We start from the raw sequence: 16587 nt of genomic DNA on the forward strand, positions 1-16587 counted from the left end.
AATTTAGCTTTTTAATATTTTTTTCATAATAAACTTCCTTAGATAATCACTACTTTTTTAGTATTATCTTCAAATTTTTCTTTTTTGTATTAATAATTCTATTTTTAATTTGTGAAATTTCAACGCGATCTGTTATTTCATAAAATAAATGATAATAAATATATTTCAACTCACTAACTTTAATATTTTGTTTTTCAACAAATATTAGAAATTGATAAATTTCATGTAAAAGTTCAAATATTTTATTTTTTTCTTCATTAGTTAATACTTTTTGTTTTAATTCATTTCGAATAATTATTGGTGCTTCTTTAACAAATAGAAAATCACTAATGATATTTTTATAATCTCAATTATAAAATATTTTAAAATCATCAACTTTGGTTTTAACATCTTTAATATTTTTTAAAATAGTTTTAACATCGTTTTTAACTAAACTTTGAATAAAGACTGCTAATATTAATGCTAAAGAACTAGCGGGAATAAAGTACTTTAAAACTTGATCAATGTTAATAGCACCCTTAGTAAAATTCAAAATTGAATTTTTTACAATTAAATATAAAACTTCAAAACCTAAAATAATAAATAATGATCGTTTTTCTATATCTTTTCATCAATGATTACCAAGAATCTGATTTTTTTCTTCTAATATTTTTTCTAAAATAATATAAATAATAAAATAACAAAATCAATAAGTTAAAACAAATAATGTGGTAAAAACATTAGTAAAACAAAAAATATAAGTAATGTTTCTAGCAACATTTAATACTAATAAAGCTTTAAAAATAAAGAAATTATTTTCAAAATTTGAAATTACCTTATATTTATTTTCAATATATTTTTTCATTCAACATCTGATTTGAATAAATATTAAAGTATTACTTGCAATACAACTACTAAAAATAGCAATATATAAATAAGTTTTTAAAGTAATAATAGTTTCATCAGTAATACTAGCATTATTAAAAAAATCAAATGTTAAAATTTTATTAAAAATACTACTTTTAACTTCTCATAAAATTGCACAAATAATCAAACAAATTGTTAACAATATTCATAAGATCGTCTGCATCAAATATTTATTGTTAAATCATTTTCAACTTGATTTTAATAATTGATAGTTATTCATAATTTTATCTACCTTATTTTTAAATTATTATAAAGTAATTTATATAAATTATTATTATAATTGTAAGCTATTAACTCACATTTGTGCTTGCGTTAAATTTAAAATATCTTTACTAATCATTGCTAATAATTTATTAATAAACTTTTCAAGATTAGTAGTAGTGGGTAAAACCATCAATTTTCCTTTTCCATCATTATAAGGATTTTTTCCTAATTCATATTTTCAACTTAATGTTAATTGTTCATTTTCTATGTGAATAACTGGTAAATCCTTATTTCCTAAACTATAAGCAAATTCATTAAGTAAATTCATTACTTTTGGTTCTAAAATTAATCTTAATTTAATTTGATTATCACATTTTACTTCAAATAAATCTTCAAATAAATGTGATTCTAATTGAACTTTCTTTTTACTACGAAATTTTTTTGAAAATATATTACGTGGTGTTAATGTCATTGTAAAATTATTATTCCTAATAATAGTTGTGTAATAAACAAAACGTGTATAATAACAAGTAATTTTTTCTGTTTCAATAACTTGAGCAGCACTATTATATCCAGAACTTGTTTCATACATAACTTTTTGGTTAATGATACTTCCATAGTTAAAATTTTGACCATTAATACTTCCTATCATTACTTGTTCGCAATAATTATAATAATTAGGTTGTTCATCTAAAGGTAAATTTCCTTGTGGTTCAATTGTTCAATAATCACTAATAGTTGTTAAATTCATTTGTGAATTATTATCTTTAATAACTCATTGATAATAGTTAATAATTGGTAATTCTTCTATTAATTTTTCATGAATTTTAGTTTTTAATACAAAACTCTGTACTAATAAAAAAAATCCAACAATGAATCCAATAATACTAATAATGGTAAATGGTTTTTTAATAAATGATGATTTGTTAATACCAATACTAGCACCAATAGCAATTAGAGCAATAATGGTAGTAATAATTCATAAACTAATTCATAAACGATTATTTATTAATTTAATTCATCAATGATTACTACTATTATTATAGTCAGTATGAATATTATTAACAATCTCATTTACAACCTTTGGCGATAAATTATGTTTCATAATTATTCCATTCTTTTTTAATTCTTAATATAGTTTATAACTAATTTTGTTTTATAAAAAATAGAAAAAGACTAACTATAGATGTAATAATCTATTTAGAAGTCTAAAAACCTATTATTATAAAACTAATTACATTATAACATATATATTATTAGTTTTTTTCTAAAAAATCATTAATTTCAGTAATATTAACAGGTGCATTTTGTGGAGGTTTACCTGCATTACCACCATGCATATATTTTGCAGGAACTGCTACCATAAAAACTTTAGGATCGATTCGAACTATTTTTGTTTTAAAAAAATTATATTCTAATAATGACATTGTTGTCATCATCATTTTATATTCATTACCTGAATACAAACCTTTCACATTTCAAACATTACCACCACGTAAATAATTATTTCGATAAATATCATTACGGATTTGCTCTAATTCATTAGAAATAATAAAGACACTCATCAACATATATTTTGGATAAACTCTATTCATAACAAAAGCTGCTACATAAATATAAACAAGCGTTGACATAAAATAAGGTCTAACTAAAAAATTATCAACAAGACTAGTTTTCTGTAAAAAAGTTCCATCAAGAATTAAAACAATAACAACAATAATAATATTAGTATTTCTAATAATAGTAGCAATTGAATATTTACGTTTCATAGAAATATAAGTACTAATAAAATCCATACCACCACTAGATCCACCAGTTTTAAATAAAATACCAATACCAGCACCATAAATTAATCCACCTAAAGCAGCAAAAATAAAAGTACGTGGTAAAACTAAGTGCCAATAATCTGTAGTACCTTTTAATGGCTCATTACCTAAAACTTGAAAATTTTTAAGAACATCAATTGATGTTAACAAAAAGTTAATTCCGTTTTGAAATAACAAATAAATAATAGTATAAAGAGTAAAACGAAATCCAACCTTGAATAATCCTCAAATAATGATAGGACCATTAATAAGAAAATATACTGGATAAAATCAAAATGCTTGGCTTGTTTCTTGTTCAGTAATACTGCCATTATAAGATAAGGCAATAAATTTAGCTATTAATTGTGCAAAAGCTGATAAACCATTAGTATATAAACCAGCACGATTAATAAAATAAAAAAAGGAAACAGTTGTTAAAAAAGCACCAATAAAAATTAATAATAAATTTTTGGAAGTTATTTTTCAATTAAAGTTTTTTCATGAAGAATGGATCTCTTGCTTAACACCAATATTTTTAAAAGTAAAGGCATCAACAATTAACGGTGGCTCTTTATCTTTATTTTTTGCTTCTGAATTATTGGACATATTAAACTCCTTTTTAACTATTAAATTGAAGTATTGTTGGAACATAATTACTATCATCATAAGGCGAAGGTAAAGACATGTCAATTAATGAATTTTGAAAACTAATCACAAAATTAACTTTAAGTTCTAATTTATTAGGACCAGAACTTGTAACTTTTTGACCATCAATTCCTTTGATATTAATATTAACAGAATTAACATGAGGATTATTATTTAATGCTAAACTTATTCCTTCTTGAACTAAAGTTTTAGTTTTTTGAGAAAAATCAGCATATGTTTTATCAATATCAGGTTTAGTTTTTTCATCAACACTAATTGGTACTATTTGTTCTGATAATTTAGTAACATCACTAACACAACTATAAACTATGTAATCGCTTTGTGTATAAGAACATTTTATATTAAAAGTTTTTTTTATGTATTGTTCAACTTTAAAACTTTTATCATTATTTACTACTCCAACTTGATAAGTAATATTAATACTAATTCTACCAGTTGAAGCATCAACATCTCAAGTTCTTGCTTTTGTTGATTCATCTATTTTGCCATTATCAATCGTAAAATAATAACATTTAGTACCCACTTCTAATTGACTATCAAATCAAGTTGGTTCTTTAATATTTGCTTTATCTAAAATTAATTTGGCAAGTGATTGTGCAAGACTGTTTTCTAATGCTTCATTTTTAATAACTTGTTCTTTTTCGAGTCTTTGACCATCAACAGGAACATCCACTGGTTTTTTAATACCAACTTTTGATAAAGTTGCTTCTCAACCATTATAATTACCATTACCATTAGTAATTGCTTTTAAAATACTATCTTGTTGTTGATCAGAACAAGCTAAAACTGGCGTTACTATTCCACTACCAAAAGCAATAGTACCCATTAATGTTAAAATTTTTTTCATAATTATAATCATTCCTTAATTTATAAAATATCATATATAAATTGTAACTTATTTTTATTATTTTGCTATACACTATCTTCAAAATCTTTATAATTAATATTAGTTTATATTAAAGGAATTGATAATATGTTTAAAATTTTATATACACTAGTTACTATTTCACTAGTCACTTTTACTAATTTAAGCCAAGTGAAAATAAATAATTATCATCATAAAGAAATAAAATCAGAAAATACTATCCTAAACGAACAAAGTTTAACCTTAACTTTTGAAAGTGGAAATTTTTATAATTGAAATAAAAATGATTCAACTAATTCTATTGCTGGTATTTTTACAAATTCACAAGCACAATCTTATTTATTAAATAAGGATGGCACATATAATAATTTAGACTTACAAATTAGTAATTTTATTAGATTTGATGATAACTTAGGAATTGCTACTTTAAATAATTTTCATAAAAGTGATGATAGTAATTTTATTAATAATTCATTTTTAATGACTAAAAATGGTATTAGTGATGATGCTACTGCCATTGAAACTCCAAATCATACTTTTACTAACTTTGGTAATAATATCGTTAGTACCGATATTGGTGCTGACTTAATTAATACAGACGGAAAAGTAACTAAGTTAGTTACTCTCTATCATTATGGAAAAGGTAAAACTAGTTTTACTACTATAAATGCTACTTTTGGCGTTTTTGTTGGTGGTGATCAAAATTCTTATATTCTAAAAGTTGATGGTAATATCAAACCAATTAATATTAATGTTCCTAATCCAATACTATTAAATTCTTTTGTTGCCATTAATGATAATGGTGGCATTATTCGTGATGTTAATGGGCAATTATTTTATTTAACAATAGATGATAATGGTAATGCTACAACAAAACCATTAATTATTAATAAGGAACCACTGTTTAGTACTACTATTGTTTTTTTTAGCAAGACTGGTAACAATCAAGGAATTTTAAATATAAATCTCAAAAATAGCTCCAAATTTTTTGGACAACCTTATCATTTAAGCATTACTGATAGTAATGATATTAAACTTACAAAAATTAATGAACATTATATGAATAATTTCATTTTACTTCATGATGGTTTAGGTGTTTTTATTGATGAACAAGAAATTGGCTATTTTGTAAATGAATTAGGTACTTTTACTAAAATTGGTTATTGTGCCAATTTCCAAAGAATAAATGATAATCTTGGTTTTATTAATAATAATACAAGTAAATTATTACTAAGTGATAGTAAAAATAACAATTGAAGTCGAATTAATACTATTAAATTTACTAAAACTAAAGATGAACAATTGACTAATTTTATTAATTCATATATTGATAAAGATAAACTCACTGCAGTTAATCGTACTAATAATTGAATTAGTAATAATAGTTTAATTTTAAATGTAACTAATGATGAGCTAAAAGATATTACTATTAATGATAATCAACCATTATTACCAAATATTAATAATAGTATTACGACTATTATTAATAGTAATTCTGAAATTAATATTAAATTTGAAGATGAAATAATAACTTATCATGTATTAATATATAATCAAAATATTTTGCCAACACTAGATAATAGTACTAATACTAATACTAAATATGTTGGAATAGTAAATAATAATTTATATGATATTAATAGCACTAATACTAATGACGGTTTTACAATTAATTTTAACTATGATAATACTATCCAATTTGTAAATATTATTACTATTGATAGTACTACTATGAATAAAATGAATTTATGAACATTAAAACCAAAAACTACTTTTAAATTAAATGCCAAAAGCAATAATAATGTATATTTACTACAAACTGTTAATTGAAATAATATTAGCAACTGACAATATTTTACTATTTATCATGGTAATAATTTACCTATTGTTGAATTTTGAACTGCTGATACTGGTATAAAATTATGAAATGCTGCTTTAAAACTTAATTATACTTCTAAGGAGCTAGAAAATATGAATGCAAAAGAAATTAATAATCTAAGAAATTTATCAGTTAATTGAACAATTAATGAAGCGCGTGGTAATACTTTAGGTTATATTATTTCTGGTTTTCTTGGTATTGGTTTCATTTTAACTATTATTGCTATTATTTATGATTGATACTTAAAACAACAATTTAAAAAAAAGCAATCTAACACAAAGACAAATTTGAATTAATACAAAATAACTGTTCTTTTATTTTTTTGGAATTAGGTTTATCATTTTTTAAGCTATTTACTGCTTCAACATTAACTGATAAACTTAGTTCATTAGATTTCCGTCTTTCACTTTGTTCTTCTCTTATTTTTCTAACTCAAGGATTAAATGAATTAGCAAAACCTAAAAAATCAGTTTGTTTTACAAAACAATTATTTGGAACATAATATCCTTTTGTTTTTATATAAAACAAAAAAGGTTCTAGAAATTTTTCTCATAAAAAAATTCCATCATTAAAAGGTTCATAAACAGCAAAATAAGAAATAGTCTGTTTATCTACTTTTATTCCATTAGGAAATGTAAAATCAGTTAATAATTGTTGATTAGGTAAAAAAAATGTATAAAAATTTTCATTAAAATCTCTAACGTTAATATTAACAAGTTCAAAAGAATGCTGGATTGGACATAATTGATCATTTATTGCCTCTTCATAACCCAAATTTTTACTTAATTTATCAAGAAATACTTTGTTTTCTAAAGTATTTGATATTTCTAAAGAGTATCTAAAATCAAAAAAATTTTCATAATTATGACCTTTTTTAAAAATTTTACTCAAATCTCTTTCTCTATAACTATTTGATCAACTATCTATTTTCAATGCTGCAAATGAATTAGTAGGTATTGGTGGTTGATGATATTTTATTGATTCATCTATTGTTCAACAAACTGCAAAAAGATCATAATCAGGAATTATTGGTTTTTTTTCTTTAGAAATTTCTTGACAAAAAATAGAAATTGGAAAATAAATTAAATTATTTTTTTCAATTTCTATTATTTCTTTTAAATCTCTATTATTTAAATTTTTAATATTATTTTCTTCATCAAGCGCAAAAATATAATAAACATTATATGTATTATTATTTTTTTCTTTTTCTAAATAAAGTACTATCTCGTTTTTTTTATTTTTTGGTTGACAACATTTAACAAAAATTTGATCCAAAAAAAATTCAGCATCAATAATTCCAAATTTTTCCATATTAACTAATAAAAAGAAAAAATGTTCATTAGTAATTTTTAAAATAGTTTCATTATTTTTTAATTTTAAAGAAACTGGATTTATTTTATTATCTTTATTATTTTTATTTAATTTTATTGAAAATTTCTTACAAAGAAGATTTATTTTTTCAGTTTGTGTTTCATTATCTTTTAATCCTATCTTGCTTAAAAATGTTAACTCATCTAAAGAAATTATAAAGCCAGATTGTACACCTCAATCAGAACTTTTATTTTTAATACTAAAATGTTTTGCTGGATATTTTTGAGGTATTAATACTTTTGTTATTGGATTAACATTTCTTACAATAAGAACTACATTTTCTTCTTGAGCAGTTTTAATAAAACCTGCAAAATGTTCTTCAAAAATTCCATTATTTTTGCATTGTTTAACTTCATCATTAACATAAATTTCCATAGTTTTTTATTTCTCCTTCTTTCTTTTTATCTGTTAATTACATTTCAAAAAAAAGAAAAATTCTTTTCTTTTTTATTACTTTTTTTGTAATTAAAACATTAATTTATCAATATTTTTGGAATTATTTTTCTAATTTTATAAAAAATATCCTAAATAAGTGTACACATTTTTAAAAACAAAAAGGAAAAAAGACTATTTTTAAAAATAGTCTTTTTTATTAATTTTTCTAGTTTATTTTATATAAACATATAAAGTAAAAGTGAAGTAACTATTGAAAGCGTTGATAAAATTAAAAATAAAATACCTAAAACTAACATTTTATGTTTTTTACAAGTTATAATAGAATTAATTTGAATTCGTTTCAATAAGTCAGTTTCTTGATCTTGTAAAATTATTTCTTTAATACTATCAGGTTTCATTTTTTGTAAATCTTTATAATAAAGAGTATAATCATTTTTTCTTATTTTATTAAGTTTTTTAGGTGTACTTCTTGGAAAAATTGTTAAAATAAAAAATAAAAATGCTAAACATAAAAACACTACATATAAAAGTACAAAAGTAAATAAAAAACATGTTTTAATTGTTATATTACAATTTTCAATATTTTTAAATATTGGTATTCAACCAAAAGACAGTCCTAACAGAGCACCGGCAATAGCTGATAATATGCTAGCCTTTCCATCAAATCTTTCTATTTGTTTTTTAATTTCATTTAGTAAATTAACTTCATTGTCATTCATTAGTTAAAATTCCTTTTTATTAGTTATTGATTTAAATAAAAAATAAATTAAATTAATAATTAAATTTATTTTTTTTAATTTCTATTTCTTTAAGCTACATTTAAATTTTTAAGTGTAACTAAAAACAACAACTATTCTTATCTTTGAAATTATTTTTATCAAGTTTATTTTTAATTTTGTTTTATAAAACATTATGATGATTTTTTGCAAACTTTGATAATTATTATTAACTATTAATAAAAAACTATCTAAAAAATAGTTTTTGGTTTTTTCAAACTAAGATTATTTTTATGGTTTTTGATAAGAAAATTTTTAAAAATTAGAACGTTTTATAAAAGCATATTCAATTAAATTAATATTTGACTGTAAGTTATTATTAATTATAAAATTACATTAATATTTTAATATTGTTAATAAAAATTGACTTTAATTATAAATTTACTTTTGTTAATATTTTTAAATACTATTTTGATAATAATTTAAAACATTAATAATTAATATATTTAAATATTATATTTAACACTAATTCTTTTACCATTTAACTCCAGAGATAGTATAACGTTTTTATTTTTTATGTTCAACTATCAATATCAAATTATATTTTGATAAGTTTATTTTTTTATTAATTTAATATTATATTTTATATAAAAAAACAAAATTATTAATTATTTACAACATACTATCAAATAAATAATTAAGTATTTCTAATTATTTTTATAACTTAAAATATCCTATTTAAATAAATTTTAAATAGGATAATAGTAATTTTTATAATTCTTTTTTTAATAAAATACTTAAATATTTAAGCCATTTTCTTTAATGTTTTTTATTATTTTCTAATATTTTAAGTTTATAAATATAATTAATTATAAAGAAATATTATTTTTTTCAATAACGAAAGTAGATACTGTATCTTCTTTATTGATATCTAATACTACTGTTGCAGAAAAACTTCTTGTAACTGATTCATTATTTCTTTCAATAAATTGATCAAGCGCCTTTTGTACTTCTGATATTTTTAACAAACTTGCATATAATTGTTCAGCATTACCTTTCAATAATAAACAATTTAAAAAACCCTTTTGTATATTATCTGTGATTTTCATTTTGTTTAAATTAAAAATTGTATTAAGGAATATACTATTTTCGGTTTTTTCAATATTTGGAGCAAAATAATTAGATATACCTTTATATTTTACTTCTAAATTTTTATAAAAATGATTCATTATCTGAAAAAGATTTTTTTTACTAATAATTTCCTTAGGAAATAACTCTTTTAATAAGTCAAGTCGTTTTAATTCTGTAATATTTAAATCTTTTTTTTCATTATACTCTGACTTCATTTTTTTCCTACTTTCTTTAATTTTCATTAACTCTAAATAAAATAAACCATTGTCGTTTTTAAACGACAATGGTTTATTTTACACTAGTAATTAATTGATATCATTATAATATACTTATTAAATTAAATCTACTAAAATTTAATAATTTTTCTATATTAAGTATGGATTATACTTTGAGTATCTTTCTTAACACAATCATGAATTTTAACATCATAACTATTAAATAAATTTTCATAATCAACATTAAATGGCGCTAGTAATTGGTTTTTACTAGAAAAACGAGTAATTAATAAGTGCAAATAATGATGATCATTATTAGCATTTAAAGTTTGTTCATAATAAGCGAACCGTTCTTTATACTTAAATTGAATTGCTAATACTTTAAAATTATGTGATAAATAATTACGAACATCTTTAATATATTCTAACTGTTCTAATAAAATTTTACTATCATTAAATTCTTTGATACCAAAATAATGAGCAATCTTAGCGATACTTTTATCATTTAAAGTTTGTAATAATTTCATTGTTCATTCAAATGACATAACTTCTATTAAACTGCGTATTGTTCGTGATTTTAAAACACCACTTCTATTATATTTATTATAACCAGCACGAATCAAACGTAAAGCTGTTTTCATTTGAGCTAGGTGTTCTGGATTAAGAAAAGTAGCATTATCTAAATTTTGAACATTATCATTAAAAAGTTGATGTAATAAAGCATTTTTTAAAGAATTTTCAATCATTAAAATATGTTTTAAATACAATAAACGTAAATCAATGTTTAATAAAAATAAATCTTTAAGTTGATGTTGAGGATAATTACGCTTTAATAATTCTAAATATTTTTCTTCAACAATATTTTCTACAAATCATTCTTCATTTAATAACATGTAATTCACTCCTTAAATAAACTAACCTCTAATTTTATAAATACCAACGCGAATAGAAGAATTTTCAGATTCTTTTGTTTCACTTTTAATATCTACTTCTTTTTTTCTTCGTAACAACTCTTGTTCAATAAAGTCATCAACGTTCATATTGGTACTTTGATAAGTAGCAGTTCAATCAAATGTTTTATTAGTAAAGTTATTTTTAGGTTTATTACTATCTTTAAAAAATTCTTGTACTTCTTGATTCATAAATGCTTTTTGCTTACGTTTACGTGAAAATAAATTAGTAAAAAATTTCTTAAAATTAAAAATTGATCAAAACTGACGAAAATTAATAGTCATTGCTAAACCAAAAATTAAAATTGATGAATACAATAATGAATAACCGATAACTCGTAATACAAAACTATAATCTGTGAAATTATATGTTGGTGGATATTTATCAAAGAAATAAAGACATCCAAATAATGTTACTGCTAAAATTGGAATAATTAACACTAAAGTATTTTGAATAATAAAACGTAAATCACTATTATACGTCAAATGTTTTCAAACATAAACTCAGATTGAAATTAAACGATAAACTCAACCAATACAACTTGATAAAAGAATCATATATAAACTTAATGATAAATATTGATAACTTTGATGTTTTCAACCTAAATTTGATAGTATTCAACCCAAAATAACACCTAAAACAAGATTGATTATTGATTGAATATATGAACCTCAAATTGTTTCTTTGTGTTTTACAGTAGCATTTACAATAACTTTTCCTGGTTCGGTTGCCACTTGAATTGTATTTTTTAAAGATAAAAGTAAAATAAATCATGGTTGTGACAAAAATAAATTAATAAAAAGATTTTTTGAAGAATCAAAATTACCATCAGAATTATTAATATTTGTAATACTTAAAGCAGACACTAAATATTGAGTAATAATAAATTGATTAATAAATAAAAAACCAGCAATCATATAAGCATATAACTCAAATTTAGTATACACAGTTCATCTAATTCGTCCACTTTTGGCAATTCAATATCCAAAAACTTCGCGAAAAGAACTAATTAAAATTAAAGCAATTGAGCGCATCGTTGTAGCAATAATAATATAAATAGTGTAAATTGATGTTGTTGTCAGTGATAAAAATAAAGTAATTAAAATAATATCAATGTTAGAAATAATCATGTCAGGTAAACGATTCAGGGCTACTCATCACGATTGTTTTAGCATCCTTTTTTGTTGTGTTCATTTTTTATGTTGTAATCATGGATATTCAATTTTAATAACGATAAAAGTAACAAATGCTTTTAATACACCACAAACAAAATAAGCAAAAAAAGGAATATACATATCTATCGGTTTACCATCAGACTTTCTAATAACTAATAACGTCATTAGTAAAATATACATAATAATCTCTGAAAAAATAAAAATTAAACGATTTAAATAACCTTTTTGATCAGCTTGAATTAAATTTTGATAAGCACCACTAAAATAAAAAAAGATTAATTCACGTGATCCTAAAGAAATAATAATAAGTGCTACTTGTCAAAAAGGAATTTCCATATCTAAACCAATTTCTGGTAAATGAACACTAGCTAATCCTAAAATAAAACCAGCACTGACAAGAATAATTAAATATATTCTTCCTGAATGATGATAATTTTTTCTTGTCGTATTAATAATATCGTTGACGGTTTCATAATCATCATTTTGTAACGGACGATATAAAGAAAAAATGGTAATTAAACCAAGTCCTCCTTCTGTCAAACTAAGGTAAGTCAAAAAAGAAATAATAACACGAATTAAACCATTAATTTTTTCACCGTATGCTAAACCAGTAACATAAAGAAAAGTTAACTGTAAAATAGAGATAATAATTGTCATGATAACACCAACAATTGTATTAAAAATACCTTTTTTAGTTGTCATTACTTCACCCAATCTATATAAATAAAACTAATTTTGTTTTTTATTTAAATATGTTAACAACCCAAAATTAAAAGTTCAATATTATTAATCACTATTAAAAATAAAAAATAGCAAAAAAATAAAAATGTAATCTATATATTAGTATAGATTAATTTTATCATTTTTCTTTTTTAATCTGTTTAATTAAATCTGTTTTTAAATCTTTTATTATAAAATTTTGATCATTCAAATAAGTAAATGGTTCTTCTAAATCATTAAATGACAAATAATAAGCAAATAATGCAATTTTATTAGGGGTAACTATTGTTGACCCATACTTAGTGTCACCAACAATTGGCAAATTTAAAAATTGTAAAGTACTACGAATTTGATGTTTTCTACCAGTAACTAATTGACACTCAACTAAAGTAAAGTCTTTAGTATTAAATATTGGTGTAAAGATGGTGCTACAACTTTTACTTTGTTCACTTGGTTCAATTGAAAATTTCATTTTCATTGTTAACTCATCATGAGTAATATAACCAGAAATATTTAAATTTTTAGTTAATTGACCAGAACAAATAGCCAAATATTTTTTAATAATTTGACCATTTTTAGTAGCATTATGAAGTACGTTTTGTGTCATTTTATTTTTTGGATAAATAATTAAACCCTTAGTTAGTTTATCTAAACGATACTGATGACTAATATTAAATGTTTGCTCACGTTTCTTCTTCGGGTATTTTTGTTGTAAATAATATTTTACCATGTTATCTAAGCAAGAACCATATGGTTGGTGGACAACAATATTATGATCTTTATTAACAATTAAAAAATTATCATCTTCATAAAACAATTCAATTGGTGCTTCTTTAGTAATTTTTTCTGGTTTATAGTTAACAACTAAATTACTTTCATAAATGACTACTAAATCATTTTCTTGTAAGCGATATTTAAAATCAGTAGTAGTTTTATTATTAACTCTGATTTTTTTTGTTCTAAATAAACGATAAATTTTTGACAGTGGTAGTGTTTTAAATACTTTTTTTAAATAATTAATTAAAGTTTGATCAGCATCATTGGGAGTAATTGTTAAGGTAGTCATAATTTCTCCTTTTAATTTTTATTAATAAAACCAGAAATAGTTGCAATTAGATTAGAAAAAGCATGTAAACCAATAGTATATGTAGTATTACCCCGTGTCATTATAAATAATAAGGGTAATATAATACTAAATCCTAAATAACCAATAATATTATTTCAATCACCACTATCCATAACATGCATTGATGGGAAATAAATTAATGAAGCTGCATATGCTAATCAACGATAACGAACAATGGTAAAAGTACCATGACGATATGATATTTCTTCATTAATTGGAGCAATAAAAATAGTACTAAGAACTAAAACAAAAATGCCATACGGACTATTCATTAATAAGTTTAAAACATCTTGATTTTTTGAAGTATTATTACTTGTTAACATATTAAATTCACTAAATTTAGGAATTATGTTGAAAATAATATTTAAAATAGTACCAATAACAGCAAAAATGGTAACTCAAGTTATTAAATCTAATTTTGCTTCTTTTAAAGTAGTAATAATTCTCTCACGTAATGATCTACAAAATACTAATACTAAAATTGATCCTAACAATTGAAATAACTGTTGAATTAAAAATGTAGTAGCAAGCGAAGTTACATCATCATCTTTACCACTAATAACTTTTGTTGCAATAAAAAATAAAAGAACAAATACTACACTAATAAAACCAAATACACTATGACTATAAGCAGCCCACCCGCCTTTTTTAATCATAGCTTCTCAATCAATACCAAGTGAAACAACCAAGCCAAAAATTGGCAATAAACTAAAAATAAAAAGACTAAGAAATGAACTTTGACTAGTATCTTTTACAGCATAAGTTTTGATTAAACTATAAAGAATTGGAATTATAATAAAAGATATAAGATAAATTATTGTTAGAGTTCAACTGGCTGTTTTGAAATTAAAGTTATTGGTGTCATCACAACTAAGGGATTTTGAAGTAAATTTATCAATAAATGATTGTTTTTGTTCATTTTTTTCTAAATTATTACTATTAATGTTATCAGTTTGGTTTACATTAATTCTACGTATGATATCATTGTTGTGAGAAACATTAATTTGATTAGATTTTTTATTAAACATGTATAAGTACTGCACGAAAACTTTCACCCTTTGTTAGTAAAATTAGTATTTAATATTAATTTTTAGTATAACATATAGTGAGAAATCTTGTAATATAATAAACTTGTAATTTTATATTAATTTATTATAATGCAATGCAATATTTATATGTGAAGAGTTTAAAAAGAAAAGGAGGATAGAAAAGAATGCCTAAATACAAGATTAATATTATCGATTTACCATATAATTATGATGCTTTAGAACCTTACATTTCACAAGAAACAATTAAACATCATTATGAAGAACTTCATAAGAAATATTTAACTTCTTTAAAATTAGTGATGGATAAACATCCGAAAGTTTTTTCTGATTATAATCTTGAAACTAAAGGGGAACTAAATCGTTTATTAAGTAATTATTGTAAATTAGAAGATATATGTGAGGATAAAGAAACTTGTAATGTAAAAAAATTACAAAGTAGCATTCGACAATTTGGTGGGGGAGTAATTAATCATAATCTTTTCTTTTCACTATTGGGGAAAAATAAAGGTTTTAATGAAAAATCAGCTATTGGTAAAGCAATCATTAATCGCTTTGAATCTTATGAAAAATTTGAAGCTGCTTTAACAAAAACTGCCATGGATATTTTTGGAAGTGGTTGAGCATGATTAGTAATTGATAATAATGGTACATTAAGACTATACAAAACTTTTAATCAAGACAATCCATGATTCTTGAACATGTACCCATTGATCGCTATTGATGTATGAGAACATGCACATTATCTACAATATAAAAATGAACAAGAGAAATACTTACAAGCATTATTAAAAGTTATCAATTGAGAACAAGTAAATAATAATTATCAAGAGTATTTAAATGAAAAAAATAAAAAATAAGTAAAAAAGAACTCAGTTGAGTTCTTTTTTTTATAATATTATTAATATTAATCTAAGCTAAGTTATTTTTTAGAAGAATTTTTGGAAGAAATAGCAGCAATTCTAGTTTTTTTAATTTCTGCTTTTTTTTCTATTTTGATTTTTTCAACATGTTTTTTAAAACCACATCGATTACAATTCAATTGAATATTTTTTGCTTCTAAAAATTCGGCAATTAAAATAACCCTACCACAACGATGACAAGCAAAAGCATTTTCTGGCTTTTGTGCTAAACGAACAGATGCATATGTATCTTTCATAACTTACTCCTAACTCATATAAAATTAAAGTAATTATCTTTAGTTTTAATACTATACTTAAAACTTATCAAAGGTTAATATTAAAAAATGTATCTAGTTATATACAAAAAAACCTTTAAGTCAAATAAACTTAATAAGAGTTTAAAAAACCAAATACTTAATTAGCCATTATTTTTTAATACTAATTTTATTATAATCATTTTTTTAAAAAAATGTATATTATTATTTATTTATTTTATTTACATTACTAAATTAT

General features: G+C 22.0%; 14 protein-coding genes. 2 read left to right on the forward strand and 12 right to left on the reverse strand.

The genetic code is table 4. The features are described 5' to 3' along the window. Nucleotides 1-49: 49 nt before the first annotated feature. The 4 genes from AACL05_RS04290 to AACL05_RS04305 form a co-directional block, all read right to left on the reverse strand. On the reverse strand, nt 50-1126 hold the full coding sequence (locus AACL05_RS04290; RefSeq protein WP_338986364.1) for a hypothetical protein: 1077 nt from the start codon (nt 1124-1126) through the stop codon (nt 50-52). Nucleotides 1127-1180: 54 nt separating this feature from the next. Further along, nucleotides 1181-2215, reverse strand: coding sequence for a DUF3137 domain-containing protein (locus tag AACL05_RS04295; RefSeq protein WP_338986366.1), 1035 nt, complete (start codon nt 2213-2215; stop codon nt 1181-1183). Between the two features lie 151 nt (nt 2216-2366). Next, nucleotides 2367-3521 carry a YitT family protein gene (locus AACL05_RS04300; RefSeq protein ID WP_338960065.1) on the reverse strand — a complete coding sequence of 385 codons (1155 nt, stop codon included), beginning with the start codon at nt 3519-3521 and terminating at the stop codon, nt 2367-2369. Between the two features lie 13 nt (nt 3522-3534). Beyond that, nucleotides 3535-4428 (reverse strand): hypothetical protein, encoded by an 894-nt coding sequence (locus tag AACL05_RS04305; RefSeq protein ID WP_338985756.1) that lies wholly within the window; start codon nt 4426-4428, stop codon nt 3535-3537. A gap of 126 nt (nt 4429-4554) precedes the next feature. Between AACL05_RS04305 and AACL05_RS04310 the strand changes: the two genes are divergently transcribed. Next, a complete protein-coding gene (locus AACL05_RS04310) occupies nt 4555-6621 on the forward strand; it encodes a hypothetical protein (protein ID WP_338985757.1) in 2067 nt (688 codons plus the stop codon). Here the strand turns inward: AACL05_RS04310 and AACL05_RS04315 are convergent. The 7 genes from AACL05_RS04315 to AACL05_RS04345 form a co-directional block, all read right to left on the reverse strand. Then, nucleotides 6596-8071 carry an anthrax toxin-like adenylyl cyclase domain-containing protein gene (locus AACL05_RS04315; protein ID WP_338960071.1) on the reverse strand — a complete coding sequence of 492 codons (1476 nt, stop codon included), beginning with the start codon at nt 8069-8071 and terminating at the stop codon, nt 6596-6598. The two genes, AACL05_RS04310 and AACL05_RS04315, sit on opposite strands and share 26 nt — an antisense overlap. Nucleotides 8072-8307: 236 nt before the next feature. Next, a complete protein-coding gene (locus AACL05_RS04320; protein ID WP_338960074.1) occupies nt 8308-8811 on the reverse strand; it encodes a Pycsar system effector family protein in 504 nt (167 codons plus the stop codon). A gap of 866 nt (nt 8812-9677) precedes the next feature. Continuing rightward, a complete protein-coding gene (locus tag AACL05_RS04325; protein ID WP_338985758.1) occupies nt 9678-10154 on the reverse strand; it encodes a hypothetical protein in 477 nt (158 codons plus the stop codon). A 155-nt stretch (nt 10155-10309) separates the two neighbouring features. Further along, nucleotides 10310-11047, reverse strand: a complete 738-nt coding sequence (locus tag AACL05_RS04330) for an Abi family protein (protein WP_338960078.1) — start codon at nt 11045-11047, stop codon at nt 10310-10312. Between the two features lie 21 nt (nt 11048-11068). Continuing rightward, nucleotides 11069-12982, reverse strand: a complete 1914-nt coding sequence (locus AACL05_RS04335) for a hypothetical protein (RefSeq protein ID WP_338960080.1) — start codon at nt 12980-12982, stop codon at nt 11069-11071. 154 nt (nt 12983-13136) lie between these two features. Further along, nucleotides 13137-14066, reverse strand: a complete 930-nt coding sequence (locus AACL05_RS04340; protein WP_338960083.1) for an RluA family pseudouridine synthase — start codon at nt 14064-14066, stop codon at nt 13137-13139. Nucleotides 14067-14077: 11 nt separating this feature from the next. Continuing rightward, the gene (locus AACL05_RS04345) at nt 14078-15154 is read right to left on the reverse strand and encodes a type II CAAX endopeptidase family protein (protein WP_338960085.1); all 1077 of its coding nucleotides are present in this window, start codon (nt 15152-15154) and stop codon (nt 14078-14080) included. Nucleotides 15155-15339: 185 nt separating this feature from the next. Between AACL05_RS04345 and AACL05_RS04350 the strand changes: the two genes are divergently transcribed. Beyond that, nucleotides 15340-16032: a superoxide dismutase gene (locus AACL05_RS04350; protein ID WP_338960088.1), complete on the forward strand. Its 693-nt coding sequence runs from the start codon at nt 15340-15342 to the stop codon at nt 16030-16032. 62 nt (nt 16033-16094) lie between these two features. On the opposite strand, the gene AACL05_RS04355 is transcribed toward AACL05_RS04350, so the two are convergent. Next, nucleotides 16095-16331 carry a hypothetical protein gene (locus AACL05_RS04355; protein WP_286640752.1) on the reverse strand — a complete coding sequence of 79 codons (237 nt, stop codon included), beginning with the start codon at nt 16329-16331 and terminating at the stop codon, nt 16095-16097. Nucleotides 16332-16587 lie beyond the last annotated feature (256 nt).

This window comes from Spiroplasma endosymbiont of Thecophora atra (assembly GCF_964019735.1).
Classification (GTDB): domain Bacteria; phylum Bacillota_I; class Bacilli_A; order Mycoplasmatales; family VBWQ01; genus Spiroplasma_E; species Spiroplasma_E ixodetis_A.